An 18,807-nucleotide genomic window follows, 5' to 3' on the forward strand; every position below is an offset into this window, starting at 1 on the left:
ATTAACCTCCCAGTGCGTCGAGTTTGGTCTGTATGAACTGGCGGTTGGGCGATTCGCCTACCAGCTTGGCCAGGGCAGCCTTATAAGCATCACGTGCCGCGGCCTTGTCGCCCTTGGCTGCATGCACATCACCCTTTTGATCCAGGAACAGCGCATCAAATGCACTCGGATGCGCCTGGCCCAGTTCGGCAATCGCAGCATCATAGCGCTTTTGATCCAGCTCGATGGTAGCCAGGCGCAAATGTGCGACAGCCACCATGGATTCGTCCTTCACGTTTTGCACCACCCAGGATAGCTGCGCCTGGGCTGTGGCCAGATCATTCTTTTCGAAAGCCACCTTGGCTGCCAGCAAGGCGGCATCTGCCGCGTAGGCCGTGGAAGAATAATCCGACTGCAACAGGCCGGCCGAACTTCTCACCTTGGCCAGATCCTGGCTTTGGGCAGCCTGCTCAACATCAGCAAACACCACGGCGGCCTTGCTGGCTTGTGCGCTCTGGTAATAGCCGAAAGCCTTGTAACCCAGATAAGCCACACTGATGGCCACTACCGCACCACTGATGAGCTTGCCCCACTGTTGCCAGAAGGCCTTCATGGAGTCGATCTGTTCCTGTTCCTGCAAGTCGTACGCCATGGCGCACCCCCCTTATATCAAGCCTTGATAGCGGCAATGGTCGAAGCTACCTGGTCCAGCGTCACCGTCTGCTGTGCCGCGTCGGCACGCATCGGTTTGACGACGGCCTGACCGGCAGCCATTTCGTTTTCACCGATGATGACGGCAAATTCCGCACCGCTGCCATCGGCCTTTTTCATTTGCGACTTGAAGCTGCCCTCACCCAGATGCTGGATAACGGACAGGCCGGCCGTGCGCATTTGCTGAGCCAGCTTCATGGCATACATGGCCGCGCCTGCCCCCTGCTGCACGATGTAGACATCGACGCTGCGGGCTGCCGGCAGCAGGCCCTTGTCCTGCAACAGCAGCAGCACACGCTCCAGCCCCATACCAAAACCGATGCCCGGGGCGGGCTTGCCACCCAGCTGTTCGATCAGGCCATCGTAACGGCCACCAGCGCACACCGTACCCTGCGCACCCAGCTCGGTGGTCACCCACTCGAATACCGACTGGTTGTAATAATCCAGCCCGCGCACCAGCCGCGGATTTTCCACGAACTCAATGCCCAGGCTGGCGATCATGCTCTTCCAGCCTTCATAGTGGGCGCGCGAAGCTTCGCCCAGATAATCGGACAGGCGCGGTGCCTTGTCGGCCATATCTTGCAAGGCAGGATTCTTGGTATCCAGCACGCGCAGCGGATTGGTGTACAGCCGGCGCTTGCCGTCTTCGTCCAGAATGTCAACGAACTGCTCCAGATAGGCAATCAGCGCCTGACGGTGTTGCCCACGCTCTTCGGCATTGCCCAGCGAGTTGATTTCCAGACGCACATACTGGCTCAGACCCAGGCGCTGCCACAGGTCGGCGGTCATGGCGATGATTTCGGCGTCGATATCCGGGCCAGCAAAGCCCAGCGCCTCGATACCCATCTGGTGGAACTGACGGTAGCGGCCTTTCTGCGGTTTTTCGTGGCGGAACATCGGGCCCATATACCACAGTTTTTGCGTGGTGTTGTATAGCAGGGTGTGTTCAACCACAGCGCGCAGGGTGCCTGCGGTGCCTTCCGGGCGCAGCGTCAGGCTGTCGCCGTTGAGACTATCGATGAAGGTATACATTTCCTTCTCGACCACATCGGTCACTTCGCCGATGGCGCGCACAAACAGCGGGGTGGTTTCCACGATGGGGGTGCGGATGTTCTGATAGCCATAGTCGGCCAGCAGCTTGCGCAGCACACCTTCAAAATATTCCCATTGGTAGGATTCGGCGGGCAGTACATCATTCATGCCCTTGATTGCCTGCAATTTTTGCGCCATTTATACAGTTCTTTTTGCTATTCGATTGATCTTGTCACCGGTGCCAGCCGGCCCGGCTCAGCGTTGCGGCTGAATCGGAATGATGCGGCTGCTGCTGTCACGACGCTTGCTGCCACCTTCGCCGTAGCGGGTCTGCACATAATCGTCGACCAGCGCCTTGAATTCGCCAGCGATATTATCGCCCTTCAGCGTCACGCCCTTCTGACCATCCACATACACTGGCGCAACCGGCACTTCGCCGGTACCTGGCAAGGAGATGCCGATATCGGCCAGCTTGCTTTCGCCCGGGCCATTGACCACGCAGCCCATCACCGCCACTTTCATCTCTTCCACACCGGGGTACTGCAAGCGCCAGATCGGCATCTGCTCGCGCAGATAGCTCTGGATCTGGTCGGCCAGTTCCTGGAAGAAGGTACTGGTGGTGCGACCACAGCCAGGACAGGCTGTCACCAGCGGGGTGAAGCTGCGCAAACCCATGGTTTGCAGCAATTCCTGCGCCACGATGACTTCACGGGTGCGCGCTTCGCCCGGCTGTGGGGTCAGCGAAATACGGATGGTGTCGCCGATGCCTTCTTGCAGCAGGATGGCCAGGGCGGCGGAAGACGCCACAATACCCTTGCTGCCCATGCCGGCCTCGGTCAGGCCCAGATGCAGCGGGAAATCGCAACGGCTGCCCAGATCGCGGTAAACGGTAATCAGGTCTTGCACATTGCTGACCTTGCACGACAGCAGGATGTTGTCGGCCGGCAGGCCCAATTCCATCGCCTTGTCTGCTGATTCCAGCGCCGACACGATCAGCGCCTCGCGCATCACCAGTTCCAGCGGCAAGGGATGCGGCTTGCTGTTGTTGGCATCCAGCATGCGCGCCAGCAGGACCTGATCCAGACTGCCCCAGTTGACGCCAATGCGTACCGGCTTGTCCAGTTCGGCCGCGGTGCGGATCATGAAGGCAAACTTGTCGTCGCCCTTGGCACCTTTGCCGACATTGCCGGGGTTGATACGGTATTTGGCCAGCGCACGGGCGCAGTCCGGATATTCTTTCAGCAGACGATCGCCATTGAAGTGGAAATCACCCACCAGTGGCACATTGCAACCCATGTCATCCAGCCGCTGGCGGATTTCCGCCACCTGTGCGGCGGCTTCCGGCGAATTCACGGTAATGCGCACCAGCTCGGAGCCGGCCTGGGACAACTGGTAAACCTGTTCTACGGTGGCGATGGCGTCAGCCGTGTCGGTATTGGTCATGGACTGCACCACAACCGGCGCATCCGACCCCACCATGACATGTCCCACCCTGACCTGGCGGGTGGGACGTCGCGCGATATTCACGCTATTCATGCAAAAATCCGCATCTACTTGAGTTCAATTTTGGCGGTAGTGCCACGAATCTTGTCCGTCAGAGCGACGGGCTGTCCGTTAAAGCTGAGCTGTACCTGGGCGGCATTGCCAATTTTCAGCTGGAAAGGCGGCGTGCCGCTCAATTCCTTGCTGCTGCCGGCCTCCAGTATGCCGAATTGCAGTTTCTTGCCGGTGGCATCGATCACCGAAACCCACGCAGCCTGCTGTGCATTCAGCTGGATATGCCCGCTGGCGCTGTCGGCCGCCGCTGCACTGGCGGGCGTTTTGCCGGTACTGACAGCAGTGGCTGCACTTGCGGTCACTACCGGAGAGGCGATGGTAGTCGGCTGAACAACAGCCTGACTGGCCGTAGCCGGAGCCGCGACCGGCTCTGCCACCACGGCAGCCGAGGCCGACACCGGCGCAGATGCCGCAAGCGCAGAAGCAGCCTGCTGCGTCAACATGGGCTGCAATGCCTGGTCGGCAACGGGAGCTGACTTGCCCTGCAAGCCAGCCAGCCACACTGCGCCACCCGCCACGGCAGCCGCCAGCACCAACCACAGCAGCCATTTGCCCGTTTTGCCGCTACGGCCAGCCGGCGACGACACCCGGGCGAGGGTTTCGGCCATGCTGGCCGGCTCGCTGGACGGGTCATGCTTTACCAGATTGACCACGTCATTGACTGCCGAGGGGAAATGCTCCTCCAGCTGTGCCATCAAGGGTTCGGAATCCACCTTGAGAAAACGGGCATAATTTCTGACAAAACCACGTACGAACGTTGCACCCGGCAATTGCTGGAAGTCATCTTTTTCAATGGCATCCAGCTGCCGCACAGACAGTTTCAGCCGTTCGGCCACTTCACCCAGACTCATGCCGGCTTGTTCGCGCGCTGCTTTCAGCGCTGCGCCGACACCCAGTCTGGTCGACTGGCCATGCGCTTCCTGTTCCATCTTCAGCTTCCGCTCAACAACAGTTGTGTTTCCTTGGAGTCCGGGTAGCGGCTTTTCAGCGCGGAGGAATACTCCGCCTCATGCACCCGGTCTCCCCCTTTCCTGGCAATCTGCACGCCCAGCCACAAGACATCGGCTCCCTGCAGCGCATTACCTGCAGCCTGTTGCAGGCGTCCGAAATAAAAGGACGCCAGCTTGGCATTGCCCAGCTCCAGATGCAAGGCAGCCAATTCGCGCAATGCGGGCAAATAATTGGGGGCCATCTGCAATGCAGTCAGCAGGTAATCGTTGGCCTGAGTGTTTTCACCCAGCTTGACACTGCAACGGCCCATATTGAGATAGGCCGTTTGGGGTGTCTGATACAGTGGGTTGGCTATCGCCTTGGCGAAATAATCCATGGCTGCCCGTGGGCGTTCATGTTCGCACAGAAACTGGCCGTAATTATTATTTGCCTCTGGACTGGAGGAATCGACCTGTAGCGCCTTGAGAAAGTTCTTCTCCGCATCGCTATCCAGATGCATCAGATTGTACACATAGGCCCGGGTCAGATAGGCACCGACAAAGCTGTCGTCGGCCTGGACGGCTTCATTGGCCGAGGCCAATGCTATCGGCAAATTACCCAACCCGGCATATTCAACGGCCAGCTGGCTGCGGATTTCCGCCAGTTTCCGGTTGGCCGGCGCGGCGAATGCGACAAGGGAATACGCCAACAGGCACACTGCCATCCACACTCGCCACTTGCTCATTCTTCGCGCTCCTGGGCTATCTGCATCCATTTGACCTGACGCTTGGTCTTGTCCATCACCTGTCCGGCCAGTTGACCACAGGCAGCGTCGATGTCGTCACCGCGGGTTTTTCTTACGGTAACCACGTAACCCTGTTCCTGCAACAATTCGCGGAAGATGCGGATCGCGTTATTGCTGGAGCGATCGTAACCGGAATTAGGGAAAGGATTAAACGGTATCAGATTGAATTTGCACGGTACGTCGCGCACCAGTTCCAGCAACTGCCGGGCATGCTCGGGGCGATCGTTGATGCCGTCCAGCATGACATATTCAAAGGTGATGAAATCGCGCGGGGCCTTTTCCAGATAACGCTGGCAGGCCGCCATCAATTCCTTCAGGGGGTATTTCTTGTTGATGGGGACGATTTCATCGCGAATGGCATCATTCGGCGCATGCAGGCTGACAGCCAGCGCAACCGGACAGGCTTCTCGCAGACGATCCATCTGCGGCACCAGGCCAGAGGTAGACAGCGTCACGCGACGGCGACTCAGGCCGTAGCCGTGATCGTCCAGCATGATTTGCAGGGCGCTGACCACATTGTCAAAGTTGGCCAGCGGTTCGCCCATGCCCATCATCACCACATTGGACACCACGCGTTCATTTTTCGGGGTAATCCCCATGGCCTTGTTGGCCCACCACAACTGACCGATGATTTCGGCAGTGCTCAGGTTGCGGTTGAAACCCTGGCGACCGGTGGAGCAGAAAGTACACTCCAGCGCACAGCCCACCTGGGATGACACGCACAAGGTGCCGCGCTCGTCTTCCGGAATGAACACGGTTTCCACACCGTTGCCGGTGCCGACGTCGAGCAGCCACTTGCGGGTACCATCACTGGACGCCTGCCCGGTCATCAGCGACGGTACGCGCACCTCGGCATGCTGGTGCAGTTTGGCACGCAGGCTTTTGGCCAGGTCGGTCATCGCGTCGAAATCGTCTTCGCCCATCTGGTGCATCCAGCGCATCACCTGCTTGGCACGGAAGGGCTTCTCGCCCATGGCGGCAAAGTGTTCGGTCAACTGGTCCAGATTGAAGTCGAGCAGGTTGGTTTTCATGCAGTCCTCGGTAAAACAGCGGCAGCCTGAATGGCTGCCGCCCGGTACAACTTAAAGCGGCAAAGCGAGATTAACGGGAGTAAACCTCGGAAGAGGCAAAGAAATAAGCCACTTCGATTGCTGCGTTTTCAGCGCTGTCAGAACCATGAACGGCATTGGCATCGATGGAATCGGCGAAATCGGCGCGGATGGTGCCGGCGTCAGCCTTTTTCGGGTCGGTGGCGCCCATCAGTTCGCGGTTCTTAGCGATGGCGTTTTCACCTTCCAGAGCCTGGATCATCACCGGGCCGGAAATCATGAAATCAACCAGATCCTTGAAGAAAGGACGCTCTTTGTGCACGGCGTAGAAGCCTTCGGCTTCAGCGCGGGACAGCTGCTTCAGCTTGGCTGCAACCACCTTCAGACCGGCGGATTCGAAACGGTCGTAGATCTTGCCGATAACGTTCTTGGCTACGGCATCCGGTTTAACGATGGACAGGGTACGTTCAATTGCCATAAAAATCTCCCAAATACTCCCAAATAACAGAACAAGTGGCTAAACTAGGCTCTAGCTCAGCCACTCGGGTTACGCAATTCTGAGGAACCCGATATTTTACCAGCCTTTTCAAGCCTCTGCTGCATAAAAATTCAAGGCCATGACAGAACAAAACCAACGGCAAGACCCCGGCTCTGCTCCGGATGAAAAAGACCTCAACAGCAAGCTGAAAAAGCGGCTGGCGATTGCTGGCGGACTCGTTGCCGTGGCACTGGCGGCCATTCCCGTGCTGGACAGCATGAAAAAACCCAAAGTGGAAATGACGGCCACCACCCCAGTTGGCAGTTCGGGCAAGATCGTCAACCCCAGCTCAGCCCCGGCACTGGAACAGCCCGCAGCAGAGCCAGCAGTTGAAAGCAGCGCCCCCGCAGTAGAGGCTAGCGCACCCCAGACTGACGCCGGCAACTCGGCCTCGCCAGCAGCGCCGACGGCAACGCCACCGCAGACTCCAGACATCAGCAAGACCCCGGCGGTCGCCAGCAGCAAACCGGTCACACCGCCGGCAGCCCACCCTGCCGCTGCCAAACCTGCCAGCAAACCCGCACCGGCAGCACCAGCCGCGGCGGCTGCCCCACAAGCCGCCACGCCGCCCGTTGCAGTGGTCACCACACATAGTGCATCAGCCAAGGCAGCCCCTGCCCCCCTGCCAGTACGCAGCAGCACCGACAGCGACAACAGCGTGACCGCACCGCCCACCGCACTGGTCAAAGCCAAACCGGAAGGCAGCTCGCTGGGTTACAAATTGCAGCTTGGGCTGTTTTCCAGCATGGGTAATGCGGAAAAACTGGTGAAGGAATTAAAAGCCAAGGGCATTGAAGCCCACACCGAAACCCGCGTTCAGCTCGGCCCGTTCAAGACCCGCGCCGAAGCGGACGAGGCCATGGCCAAGCTGCGCAACCTTGGCTACACCCCGCTACTGGGGCCTGCCGCGCAATAAGTGCTGCTAACAAAAATCCCGCTGCGGCGTTGCACCAGGGGCGCTACGCGATTTTGTTAGCCGCTCCAAGCCTTTTGCTGGCAGACGTCAGGCCCGCCCTCATTTAATGAGGGCGGGCCTGTTGCATTCTGCAGAGTAAAAACAGGCAGCCTGCGCTGCCCGGGAAGTCCCACTGTGGATGAGGGAATGAAGTTCTGACGATGCCTAGCCCAGTGTCGGCATGGCAAATTCTGCGCTCTGCACCTGCCCTGCCGGCCAGCGGCTGGTAATGGCCTTCATGCGGGTGTAAAAACGCACCCCTTCCGGGCCGTGCATGTGATGGTCGCCAAACAGCGAGGCTTTCCAGCCGCCAAAGCTGTGGAAGGCCATTGGCACCGGAATCGGCACATTGATGCCCACCATCCCCACCTGGATGCGGTGGGCAAACTCGCGGGCAGCACCGCCATTGCGGGTAAAGATGGCCGTGCCATTACCGTAGGCATGCTGGTTGATCAGCCGTACTGCCGCGTCCAGAGTGTCTACCCGCACCACGGCCAACACCGGGCCGAAGATTTCTTCCTGATAGATGGCCATCTCCGGCGTAACGAGATCGAACAGCGTGCCGCCAATAAAGAAGCCTTCCTCGCAACCAGGCACCACCAGCCCACGGCCATCCACCACCAGTTGGGCACCTTCGGCTACGCCCTGGGCGATATAGCCTGTCACCTTGTCCAGATGCTGGCGCGTCACCAGCGGGCCCATTTCGGCCTTGGGGTCGGTACCGACATTGATGCGTAGCTGGCGGGTACGCTCGGCCAGCCGCGACACCAGCGTGTCCGCCACATCGCCCACGGCCACGGCCACGGAGATGGCCATGCAGCGCTCGCCAGCCGAACCATAGGCCGCGCCCATCAGCGCTTCGATAGTCATGTCCAGATCGGCGTCCGGCAGCACCACCATATGATTCTTGGCCCCGCCCAGCGCCTGTACCCGCTTGCCGTGCGCAGCACCGGTTTCGTAGATGTAACGGGCAATCGGTGTGGAGCCGACAAAGCTGACTGCCGCCACATCCGGATGGGTAAGCAGGCCATCCACCGCCAGCTTGTCGCCTTGCAGCACATTGAACACGCCATCCGGCAAGCCGGCTTCTTTCAGCCATTCAGCGATCAGCAGGCTGGCCGATGGGTCACGCTCGGAGGGCTTGAGAATAAAGCTATTGCCGCAGGCCAGCGCCACCGGGAACATCCACATCGGCACCATGGCCGGAAAGTTGAAAGGCGTGATGCCGGCCACCACGCCCAGCGGCTGGCGCATGGTCCAGGCATCCACACCGCTGGCCACCTGCTCGGTGTATTCGCCCTTGAGCAACTGCGGAATGCCGCAGGCAAACTCCACCACTTCCAGCCCGCGCTGCACTTCGCCCTGGGCGTCGGACTCCACCTTGCCATGCTCGCTGGAAATCACCGCAGCCAGTTCGCGCTGGCGTTCTTCCAGAATGCTCTTGAAGCGGAACAGGATGCGCGAGCGCTTGAGCGGCGACAGTGCCGCCCAGGCCGGAAAGGCCGCATGGGCGGCTGCCACCGCGGCGGCCACATCTTGTGGTTCGGCCAGGGCCACTTCGGCCTGCGGGCGTCCCAATGCCGGGTTGAACACCGCGGCATGGCGTTGTGCCGAGCCAGCCGTACGCTGGCCATTGATGAAATGCGGAATCTGTAACATGAAATCTCCTTGCGGCGGGCAAGCCGGTGGCCTGCCTGTCTTCGGCATCAAAACGGAATCGGTGGGGATCGGAGCGGCCCGTCCCTACAGGGCGGGTCTGTCGGCTTCAGTCGGGTAGCTGCAGCAGCCACTCGTGCTGCGGGTCGTTGCGAAAACTCCATTGGCGCTTGGGCCCGGCCATTACATTCAGGTAATAGGACTGGTAGCCGTAAGGAACGCATACCGGGTGATAGCCACGTGGCACCATCATCACGTCGTGGTTCTCCACCGCATGCGATTCGTCCAGACTGCGGTCATCGGTATACACACGCTGAAAGGCGAAACCCTGCGGCGGGTCGATGCGGTGATAGTAGGTTTCTTCCAGCGCGCTTTCCGCCGGCAGATTGTCCAGATCGTGCTTGTGCGGCGGGTAGCTGGAGGAGTGGCCGGACGGGGTAATCACTTCCACCACCAGCAGGCCATCTGCAGGCTCGGTTTGCGGCAGGATGTCGGTGACATAGCGGGTATTGGCCCCCTTGCCGCGCACACTGCGCTGCATGCTGGCAGGATCAATCAGCCGTACCTCGCGCCCTGCCTGGCCCGGAGCCGAGCACAGTGCCACTTCGGCCGGAGTCAGCGCAGCCATGGTCAGCGCCGTACCGGCCGGCACATAGACCGCCCACGGCGCTTGGTCATCGAACACGCTGCTGCGCTCGCCCAGACTATCCCAGGCCTGATCACCTGCGCGCACTGCCAGCTTGCCGCTCAGGATCACCAGACAGCATTCGCGCCCGGCGTCCAGCCAGTTTTCCTGCTCGCCCACATCCAGCCGCAGTGCGCGAAAGCCAACGTGCTGCCAGCCCGCACGGTGCGGGGTGATATCGGCAATCTCGCGTCCCTTGCCTGCCTTTACCAGCAAACTCATGCCACATTCCTTTCCTGCTGATTGATGGCAGCCACCAGGCCGGACAGGGTGCGATAGCCCTTGTCGGCGTATTCGTAGCTGGGGGCCACCACCGGGTCTTGCTCGGCCTCGACCACCAGCCAGCCGGCATAGTCGTGATCGGCCAGGGTTTGCAGGATTGCCGCAAAATCGATGCAGCCATCGCCCGGCACGGTAAAGGCACCGTTGATCACCGCCTGCAGAAAGCTCCAGTTGCCGTTCCAGGCCTGCGCCACCACTTGCGGGCGCACGTCCTTGCAATGCACATGCACCACGCGGGCAATATGTTTTTTCAGCACGGCGAGGGCATCGCCACCGGCGAAGGTGATATGGCCGCTATCGAACAGCAGACCGACCTCCGGCCCAGTCACCGCCATCAACTGGTCGATGTCCTGTGCCGTTTCCACATAAGCACCCATGTGGTGGTGGTAGGCCAGAGTGATGCCACGGGATTGCAGGTGGCGGGCAAATTCATTCAGGCGCGCGCCATAGGCCAGCCATTGCTGCTGGCTGTTGAAACGCGGGCGCTTGTACAGCGGCTGTGGCTGGCCCTGAATGGCGCTGGCCACTTCGCCGTACACCATCACCTTGCAGCCGTTGTGCACCAGTAATTGCAGATGCGGCTCGACCCGACGGATTTCGTCTTCTACCGTGCCCTCGGCCAGCAAGCCGGAGTGCCAACCGGAAATGCAGGCCACACCATAGGGCCGTAGCACGGCGGCCAGCGCGGCCGGGTCGCGCGGAAACTTGTTGCCCAGCTCGAAACCCTGATAGCCGATGCGGGAGCCTTCAGCAAGGATGGTCTCCAGCGTCACTTCTCCACCCAGCGAAGGCAGGTCGTCATTGCACCAGGAAATGGGGTTGATGCCGATTCTTACCTTGAATGGCTTGCTCATTATTGTGCTCCTCCGGTGATGCTTAGCGCGGCTGGCGACGGCTGTGCCAGATGTCGATCAGGGTTTCAAAATTGGCACGGGCGGCGCTGATCAGCCCGGCATCGTCCAGTTCGCCGGCCAGCCAGCGTTGTGATGGTTCATGGAACAGGGTGCGCCCCACCATGAAACCACGGCAGCTGGTGCTGACGGCGGCGTCGGCGAAGCCCTGACGCAGCACATCCAGCGAGGCATGCAGACCCAGCAGCACCACGCCACGGCAGTAAGGGTCGCGCTCGGCCAGCAGAGCATCCACTGCCTGCCATTGCATGGCCGACATGGATTCCAGCTTCCACCACTCCGGATAAATGCCCAGATTGTAGAAACGCTTGAGTGCGCGCAGCACGGTATCCGGCTGTTGCGGCAGCTTTTTCGATAGAATCACTTCCAGCAGCAGTTCGTGTCCGCTCAGCTGTGCCGCCTCGTAAATGGCACGCACCTGGGCTTCCTGTTCCAGCCGGTTTTCCAGCGTGTCATCCGGGTGGTACTGCACCAGGCATTTGATGATGTGTTCCTGCGGCCAGCTCTCCAGCCGGGCCGTAGCGGTGCGGCCACGGTCGAACTCCAGCGGATTGGAACCGGGCAGCTCCACCGGACGGCCCAGCCACCAGCCGCGGCCAGTGGCGGCATACATGGCGTCCTCGCCGTAGCGGTCATCCACCAGAATGCCGATATGGCCTTGCAGTTGCAGCGCGGTCTCGGTTTCGGCGACTGCCTGCACCAGCAAGCTCTTGAGAGTGGAAATCCGCGCTTCATCTACCCCGCTCTGCTGTGCCAGCTCGAAAAATTGCTTGCGATGGTCAAAGGCGAATACACACAGGTCGTCCCATTGCTTGCGCTTGATACTGACCCGGTGCAGGCGGCTGAGGGTGGCATCCTCACCGGGGCGTAGCGGTGTTTGCTCCAGGCCAAGGAAGTAATCCAGCTCGGCCGGGGTGGGCATGGCTGGCGAGCAACCATGACGGGACACCACCAGCGCACCGCAGGCATTGGCGCGCGTGCAGCACCAGCCATAGTCACGGCCATTGAGCCAGCCAGACAGGAAGCCCGACAAAAAGGCATCGCCGGCCCCCAGCACATTCATCACCTCCACCTGTGCGCCCTTGACCGAGAAAGCATCCTCGATGCGCGCCGGAATGGCCGCCGGAATGACCGCACAACCTAGCGGCCCGCGCTTCACCACCAGCGTGGCCTGCGGTGCCAACTGGCGCACGGTGGCCAGGCTGGTCAGCAAGTCAGCCGAACCGCCAGCAATATTGATTTCTTCTTCGGTACCCACAATCAGGTCGAACAGCGGCAGCACCGATTGCAAATGTGCAGTCACCCCGTCGCTGGCGATATAGCGCTGCTCGCCATTGCCCCGGCCAGTGATACCCCACAGCACCGGGCGGTAATCGATGTCCAGCACGGTGCGTACATCGTGCTGCCGTGCCAGCGTCAGGGCCTTGCGGCTGGCGGCGTTGACCTTGGCGGTGGAAAAATGAGTGCCGGTAATCAGCAGCGCCTTGCTGGAAGCGATGAAGCTTTCATCGATATCTGCTTCTTCCAGCGCCATGTCGGCGCAGTTCTCGCGGTAGAACAGCAGGGGGAAGGTATCGCGGTCCTTGATGCCCAAGAGCACCAGCGCGGTGAGCCGCTCCGGGTCCACCTTCACCTGACTGACATCGCAGCCTTCGTCAGACAGGGTTTGCAGCAGGTAGCGGCCCATGTGCTCATCGCCTACACGGGACAGCATGGCGGACTTCAGGCCCAGCCTGGCGGTGCCGAAAGCGATATTGGCTGAGGAGCCGCCCAGATAGCGGGCAAAGCTGGCGGCATCCTCCAGCCGGGCTCCCAACTGGCGGGCATACAGATCGATGGCCAGCCGACCCAGGCAAATCAGGTCCAGCGGTCGGTCGGCAGCAAAATGGGTAGTGTTTTGCATGGTGTGCATTCTATGTCTGGTTGAGTGACTGTCCGCCGCTGCAAGCTGCCCCCACCCGCCCGGGGAAGCAATCCGTCAGCCATATCGGTTGCAACCAGCATAAAACGCGGCCACGGCAAATGCAACATTTTTTTCGTATTTAATTTCTAATAGAAATTTATTTCCGAAATAATTTTTTCTAACTTGGCCGATTCCCTCTAAAATAGGATGGTCCAGACAGCAGAAACTTCACAACATGAGCAAGGAAATGAGCGCGGACCAGCTGATGCAGCGGATTGCCGAGGAGTACGAAGGCCTGAGCAAGCAACTGAAAGTGATTGCCAAATATATCGAGGAACACCGCCAGACACTGATCCTGGAGCGGATAACCGATATCGCCCATGCCTGCGAAGTGCAGCCATCGGCCATTGTGCGTTTTGCCCAGCGCTTTGGCTTCAGCGGCTTTTCCGACATGCAGACGGTGTTCCGCGATGCCTTTGCCCCGGCAGCCAGCAACGTCAACAACTACCAGAAGCGCATCCGCAGCGTGATTGCCACCCAGGACACGCCGCTGAGCAACACCCAGGTAACGCAGAACTTCATTGCCGCCTGCCAGCAAGGCCTGGACGAGCTGGGCCAGACCCTGGACCCGGTCGCCATCGACAAGGCGGTTGATTTGCTGGTGAAGGCAGACAATATCTATGTAGTAGCAGTGCGGCGCATGTTTCCGATTGCCAGCTATATCAGCTACGCCTTGCAACACACAGCCAAGCGCGTGCACCTGGTATCCGGGCTGGGCGGCATGTACCACGACCAGATCCGCAGCATCCGCGAAAACGATTTGCTGATTGCCATCAGCTTTCAGCCCTATGGCAAGGAAACCCGCTACTGCGCGCGCGTGGCCGCACAAAGCAAGGCCAGGCAGCTGGTGATTACCGACAGTCAGCTCAGCCCGCTGTCGCGCCATGCCGATGCGGTACTGACGGTAAAAGAAGGCAGTGCCTTCGCCTTCCGTTCGCTCACCAGCACCATCAGTCTGTGCCAGGCCTTGTTCATTGCCCTGTCTTACCGGCTGGAACTGGTGATTGAAGAGACCCGCGACGCCGGGGCTTACGACGACTGATCAGCAAGGACGACATGATCAGGCCGGCGCCGGTCAGCTGGCTGGCGCTCATGCCGCTGCCAAACCACCACCAGGCCAGCAAGGCGGTCCATACCGGCTCCAGCAGCAGGATGAAGGCCGAACGCTGCATCGGCACCCTGGCCTGCGCCCAACCCTGCAAAAAGAAACGGCCACAAGTGGCCAGCAAGATGCTAACCAGCAGCCAGCCCCACACTGCCGGACTCAAGCTGGCAGGCCACGACTCCACCAGCGCACTGCCGGCGAAACCGGCCGCCCCGGCCAGCAACAGCTGCAAGGCAGTCAGTGACAAGGCCGGTGCCCGCGCACCCGCACGCCCGTTCAGATTGAGAAACACCGACATCGCCAGAGCCGAAGCCAGAAGCAGGCTGTCCGCCGCATCCAGCTGCCAACCGCCATGCAAGGCCATGGCAGCCACCCCCAGCACCGCCAGCGGCATGGCCCACAAGGTCTGCGCCAGCAGCACCGTGCCAAACATCAGCCGCGCCAGCACCGGGGCCAGCACCACGCCCAGGCTACCGATGAAGGCACCCACCCCCAGGTTATGGCTCAGTTGCAAGGCCAGCATCCACAACACCATGGCCAGCGCCAGCATGGCCGCACTCCACCAGCTAGTGGCATGCAGCCGCCACGGCAATGGCTGAGCGCGCAGGCGCGCCAGCACAGCCAGCACCGCACCGGCAGAGGCGAAACGCACGCCCAGAAACAACAGCGGCGGCATGCCGCGCAGCACTTCCTTGGAACACAGCCAGCCAAAGCCGGCAATCAGGGTAACCAGTATCAGGCTGGCTTCGGCCAGCCCGGGGCGCAGAGCACGATTCAAAACAACAACACCTTCCCGCCATTAATGAAAAAACGGGAAGGCTCGCCTTCCCGATCAACACCCTGCAGAGCAATTGCGACAGGGTGTCACGCCGGCAGCAGTTTAACCGGAGTCACACCCTGCGTCGTGTCAGTTAGCTGTTAGCTGCGGCGGTTGCGCTGGCGGTACTGGTCCGCCACCACGGCCACCACGATGATGATGCCTTTGACGATTTCCTGGTAATAGGCATCGATGCGCAGGAAGGTGAAGCCAGAGGTCATGGTGCCCAGGATCAGCGTACCGATGACGGTGCCGGTAATCTTGCCCAGACCACCGTTGAGCGAGGTACCGCCGATGACCGCAGCGGCAATCGCATCCAGCTCGTACATCATGCCCATGCCGGCCTGGCCGGATACCGCCCGTGCCGAGGTCACCACGCCGGCCAGGCCGGATAGCAGGCCAGCCACGGTGTACACCAGGATCAGGTGGCGATTGACATTGATGCCGGCCACGCGGGCGGCCGCACGGTTGGCACCGATGGCATAGGTGTATTTGCCGTAGCGGGTGTAGCTGAGAATGATGTGGAACACCAGCGCCGTCACCAGAAAGATGATGACCGGATTGATGCCGGCACCAATGGCTGCGTAGTTGTCCGACAGCATGCTGATGGGTTCGCCCTGGGTATACCACTTGGCCATGCCGCGTGCCGTAACCATAACCCCCAGGGTCGCGATGAAGGGCGGAATGGCCGTCTTGGCAATCACCGTACCGTTGATCAGCCCGCATACCAGCCCCACCAGCAGGCCGGCAGCCAGCGGTGCAATCACCGGCAGGTCGGTCAGCGTGGGGAAGACTGCACGGGCAAAATCCGAGGTCTGCGCCAGACTGGCCGACACCATGGCGGTGAGTGCCACCACCGAGCCCGAAGACAAATCGATCCCGCCCATGATGATGATCTGGGTGACCCCCACGGCGATGATGCCGATGACCGATACCTGCAGAATCATCACGATGAGCCTTTCCTTGTTGGCGATAAAGCTCTGGCCAACAAATATCCAGCCCAACAGTTCAAAAATCAGGGCCACGCCCAGCAGCACCATGAAGATGCGTGCTTCGGCCGGCAGTTTGAACCGGAATGCACCGGGCTTGGGAGATTTGCCCAGTGCTTGCGTATTGCTGATTGCCATCTTGTCTTCTCCTGCTGTTATTGTGCTTGCCTGCCGTGGCCAACTGAGGTCAGCCGGCAGCCAGTGTCATGATGCTGACCTGGGTGGCATCGGCGCGGTCGACGATGCCGGTGACCCGGCCTTCATGCATCACCATGATGCGGTCACTCATGCCCAGTACCTCGGGCAGCTCCGACGAAATCATGATCACGGCCACGCCCTGCCCTGCCAGTTTGCAGATCAGCTTGTGGATTTCCGCCTTGGCCCCGACATCGATGCCACGGGTGGGTTCGTCCAGAATGAGTATTTTCGGATTGGTCAGCAGCCAGCGGCCAATCAGCACCTTTTGCTGATTGCCGCCGGACAGGTTTTCAATCCGCTCCTGCAGATTGGGTGTCTTAACCCGCAAGGTGCCGGACATGGCCTCGCACATAGCATCCAGAGCCTGCTGCCGCACAAAGCCGGCTTGCAGATTGTCACCACCCAGTACCGAAATCTGCATGTTTTCCTGAATGCTCAAGCTGAGGAAACAGCCGGTGTCCTTGCGGTCTTCGGTGAGAAAGGCCATGCCGTGCTGCATGGCGGTGCGCGGTGAATCGATTGCCACCGCCTGACCCAACACCTTAATCTCGCCCTTGCTGGCCGGGCTGACGCCAAACAGGGTTTCCGCCACATTGCTGCGGCCGGAGCCGATCAAGCCGGCCACCCCGAGAATCTCGCCCTGACGCAGCGAAAAAGACACATCGTGGAATACGCCATCCAGTGTGAGATGGCTCACTTCCAGTGCCACATCGCCAATCGGCACGATGGTTTTGGGGAACATCTCGGTAATTTCACGCCCCACCATCATGCGGATCACTTCATCGTGGCTCAGTTGTTCCACCTGCTTGCAGCCGATGAAATGGCCATCGCGGAATACCGACACCTCATCGGCAATCTCGAACAGCTCGTTCATCTTGTGGGTGATATAGATGATGCCCTTGCCCTGCTCGCGCAGCATGCGCACGATGCGGAACAGATGCGCCACTTCGTGCTCGGTCAGCGCCGAGGTGGGTTCGTCCATGATCAGCACATCGGAGTTGTACGATACGGCGCGGGCGATCTCCACCATCTGGCGACTGGAAATGCTCAGGCTGGCGACCTTGGCTTCCGGGTCCAGCTCGATGGACAGCTGGGCAAACAGCTCCCGCGTCATCTGATACATGCGCGCATGGTCGATCAGGCCGAAACGGTTCAGCGGCTCGCGGCGGATCCAGATGTTTTCGGCAATGCTCATGAAGGGCATCAGGTTCAGTTCCTGATGGATCATGGCGATGCCGTTTTCCAGTGCATCCAGCGGCGATGTCAGGGCGATCTCGCGGCCGTGCAGGCGATAAACACCCTGGTCCGGGATATACACCCCGGCCAGAATCTTCATCAGGGTGGATTTGCCAGCACCGTTCTCGCCCATCAGGGCATGCACCGTACCGGCGCGCAGGCGAAAGGACACATCATCCAGTGCCACCACGCCGGGGAAGGCCTTGCGTACACCTTCCACTTCGATCAGCAGCTGCTGGGCAGCCACCGGCGGGTGGGATGGGGCGGTAGTCAGTGGTTTTTCTGGGGCCAGGCTCAACATGGCTTGCTCCTCCTCGTGCCGGGCGGCATCGTCCAGCAGATGCCGCCCGCTGCGGCAATTAGTTGCGCGACTGGTAGTTCTTCAGATTGGCCGGGGTCACCAGCTCAAACGGCACCCAAATCATCGACGGCAGCTTCTCGCCACGGGAAAGCTTGAGGGCGGTATCGACTGCGCCCTTGCCCTGACCTGCGGCATTCTGGAACACAGTGACTTTCAGTTCGCCGTTTTTCATGGCGGTAAGCGCATCCTGGGTGGCATCCACGCCAGCCACGATGGTCTTGTCCAGACGCTTGGCGGATTTGAGCGCCTGAATGGCACCCAGTGCCATTTCGTCGTTATTGGACACCACGGCATCAAACTGCAGACCGGCACTCAGCCAGTTCATCATCAGGTCGCGGCCATCAGTGCGCGACCACTTGGCAGTCTGCTTTTCCACAATCTTGATGCCATTACACGGTGCCTTGGCGATGACCTCTTCCACGTCCTTGGTGCGCTGGCGCGCAGCCTGGTTGGACAGATCACCCATCATCACCACGATATTGCCCTTGCCCTTGAGCAGGCGGCATACCTCTTTCATTTGCACGGTGCCAGACTCGGCTTCATTAGAGCCGACAAAGGCTACCTTGGACGGCAAGGTCTTGTCGGCCGGCATGCGGTTTACGTACACCAGCGGGATGCCTGCGCTCTGGGCCAGCTTGGTGATTTTCGGGGTGGCGTCGGTATCCACCACATTGACGATGATGCCGTCGACTTTCTGCGCAATGAAATTCTGTACCTGGCTGAGCTGGCGGCCCACATCGTTTTGCGCATCTTCAAACTGGATGTCCACGCCCTTCTGGCTGCCGGCGTAGGTCTTCATATTGTTGCGCAGCACGGTCAGGAAATTGTCGTCGAAGGCGGACATGGTCACGCCCAGTTTGGCAGCAGAGGCCGGCATGGCCAGCATGGTGAGGGAAAAGAACACTGCGGAACCAGCAAGCTTGGTGATGCGTTTCATTGATGCGTCTCCTGTCTTTATTAGTGGTTCGATCCCGAGATGCGCCGTTTTCCATGTTGCAGTGCAATGCAAGGCGCATATCGTCTGGTCGTGCAGCTAAGATAAGTGAGC

The 18,807-nt window shown here is 60.2% G+C and carries 17 protein-coding genes; 2 read left to right on the top strand and 15 right to left on the bottom strand.

All coding sequences use genetic code 11. The annotated features are described in order from the left end of the window. Position 1: 1 nt before the first annotated feature. From DBR44_RS04860 to ndk, 7 genes are all read right to left on the bottom strand, one after another. Positions 2-631, bottom strand: coding sequence for a tetratricopeptide repeat protein (locus DBR44_RS04860; RefSeq protein WP_124642602.1), 630 nt, complete (start codon positions 629-631; stop codon positions 2-4). 17 nt (positions 632-648) lie between these two features. After that, a complete protein-coding gene (gene hisS / locus DBR44_RS04865) occupies positions 649-1,920 on the bottom strand; it encodes a histidine--tRNA ligase (protein WP_124642604.1) in 1,272 nt (423 codons plus the stop codon). 57 nt (positions 1,921-1,977) lie between these two features. Further along, positions 1,978-3,258 carry a flavodoxin-dependent (E)-4-hydroxy-3-methylbut-2-enyl-diphosphate synthase gene (gene ispG, locus DBR44_RS04870; RefSeq protein WP_124642606.1) on the bottom strand — a complete coding sequence of 427 codons (1,281 nt, stop codon included), beginning with the start codon at positions 3,256-3,258 and terminating at the stop codon, positions 1,978-1,980. Between the two features lie 14 nt (positions 3,259-3,272). Next, positions 3,273-4,208: a helix-turn-helix domain-containing protein gene (locus DBR44_RS04875; protein WP_124642608.1), complete on the bottom strand. Its 936-nt coding sequence runs from the start codon at positions 4,206-4,208 to the stop codon at positions 3,273-3,275. A 2-nt stretch (positions 4,209-4,210) separates the two neighbouring features. Beyond that, positions 4,211-4,954: a type IV pilus biogenesis/stability protein PilW gene (gene pilW, locus DBR44_RS04880; protein WP_233578374.1), complete on the bottom strand. Its 744-nt coding sequence runs from the start codon at positions 4,952-4,954 to the stop codon at positions 4,211-4,213. After that, positions 4,951-6,045, bottom strand: coding sequence for a 23S rRNA (adenine(2503)-C(2))-methyltransferase RlmN (gene rlmN, locus DBR44_RS04885; RefSeq protein ID WP_124642612.1), 1,095 nt, complete (start codon positions 6,043-6,045; stop codon positions 4,951-4,953). The genes pilW and rlmN overlap by 4 nt, the downstream gene beginning before the upstream one ends. A 70-nt stretch (positions 6,046-6,115) precedes the next feature. Next, positions 6,116-6,541, bottom strand: coding sequence for a nucleoside-diphosphate kinase (ndk, locus tag DBR44_RS04890; RefSeq protein ID WP_124642614.1), 426 nt, complete (start codon positions 6,539-6,541; stop codon positions 6,116-6,118). A gap of 139 nt (positions 6,542-6,680) precedes the next feature. Between ndk and DBR44_RS20015 the strand changes: the two genes are divergently transcribed. Then, positions 6,681-7,517, top strand: coding sequence for an SPOR domain-containing protein (locus tag DBR44_RS20015; protein ID WP_124642616.1), 837 nt, complete (start codon positions 6,681-6,683; stop codon positions 7,515-7,517). A 204-nt stretch (positions 7,518-7,721) separates the two neighbouring features. Here the strand turns inward: DBR44_RS20015 and DBR44_RS04900 are convergent, their stop codons facing one another. The 4 genes from DBR44_RS04900 to iolC all read right to left on the bottom strand — a co-directional run bounded on the left by DBR44_RS04900 (position 7,722) and on the right by iolC (position 12,993). After that, positions 7,722-9,215: a CoA-acylating methylmalonate-semialdehyde dehydrogenase gene (locus tag DBR44_RS04900; protein WP_124642618.1), complete on the bottom strand. Its 1,494-nt coding sequence runs from the start codon at positions 9,213-9,215 to the stop codon at positions 7,722-7,724. 106 nt (positions 9,216-9,321) lie between these two features. Beyond that, positions 9,322-10,119, bottom strand: coding sequence for a 5-deoxy-glucuronate isomerase (gene iolB / locus DBR44_RS04905; protein WP_124642620.1), 798 nt, complete (start codon positions 10,117-10,119; stop codon positions 9,322-9,324). Next, complete coding sequence (gene iolE / locus DBR44_RS04910) at positions 10,116-11,033, bottom strand: myo-inosose-2 dehydratase (RefSeq protein ID WP_124642622.1); 918 nt, start codon at positions 11,031-11,033, stop codon at positions 10,116-10,118. Before iolE ends, iolB begins: the two co-directional genes overlap by 4 nt. A gap of 22 nt (positions 11,034-11,055) precedes the next feature. Then, positions 11,056-12,993 (bottom strand): 5-dehydro-2-deoxygluconokinase, encoded by a 1,938-nt coding sequence (iolC, locus tag DBR44_RS04915; RefSeq protein WP_124642625.1) that lies wholly within the window; start codon positions 12,991-12,993, stop codon positions 11,056-11,058. 235 nt (positions 12,994-13,228) lie between these two features. On the opposite strand from iolC, the gene DBR44_RS04920 reads away from it, so the two are divergent. Continuing rightward, positions 13,229-14,095: a MurR/RpiR family transcriptional regulator gene (locus tag DBR44_RS04920; protein WP_124642627.1), complete on the top strand. Its 867-nt coding sequence runs from the start codon at positions 13,229-13,231 to the stop codon at positions 14,093-14,095. Here the strand turns inward: DBR44_RS04920 and DBR44_RS04925 are convergent. The 4 genes from DBR44_RS04925 to DBR44_RS04940 form a co-directional block, all read right to left on the bottom strand. After that, positions 14,025-14,936 (bottom strand): DMT family transporter, encoded by a 912-nt coding sequence (locus DBR44_RS04925; RefSeq protein WP_124642629.1) that lies wholly within the window; start codon positions 14,934-14,936, stop codon positions 14,025-14,027. The genes DBR44_RS04920 and DBR44_RS04925 overlap by 71 nt on opposite strands. 140 nt (positions 14,937-15,076) lie before the next feature. After that, on the bottom strand, positions 15,077-16,102 hold the full coding sequence (locus tag DBR44_RS04930; protein ID WP_103525526.1) for an ABC transporter permease: 1,026 nt from the start codon (positions 16,100-16,102) through the stop codon (positions 15,077-15,079). Between the two features lie 49 nt (positions 16,103-16,151). Continuing rightward, complete coding sequence (locus DBR44_RS04935) at positions 16,152-17,699, bottom strand: sugar ABC transporter ATP-binding protein (RefSeq protein ID WP_124642631.1); 1,548 nt, start codon at positions 17,697-17,699, stop codon at positions 16,152-16,154. A 58-nt stretch (positions 17,700-17,757) separates the two neighbouring features. Continuing rightward, positions 17,758-18,696 (bottom strand): sugar ABC transporter substrate-binding protein, encoded by a 939-nt coding sequence (locus DBR44_RS04940; RefSeq protein ID WP_124642633.1) that lies wholly within the window; start codon positions 18,694-18,696, stop codon positions 17,758-17,760. Positions 18,697-18,807 lie beyond the last annotated feature (111 nt).

The organism is Aquitalea sp. FJL05 (assembly GCF_003852595.1).
In the GTDB taxonomy this organism is placed as follows: Bacteria; Pseudomonadota; Gammaproteobacteria; order Burkholderiales; family Chromobacteriaceae; genus Aquitalea; species Aquitalea aquatilis.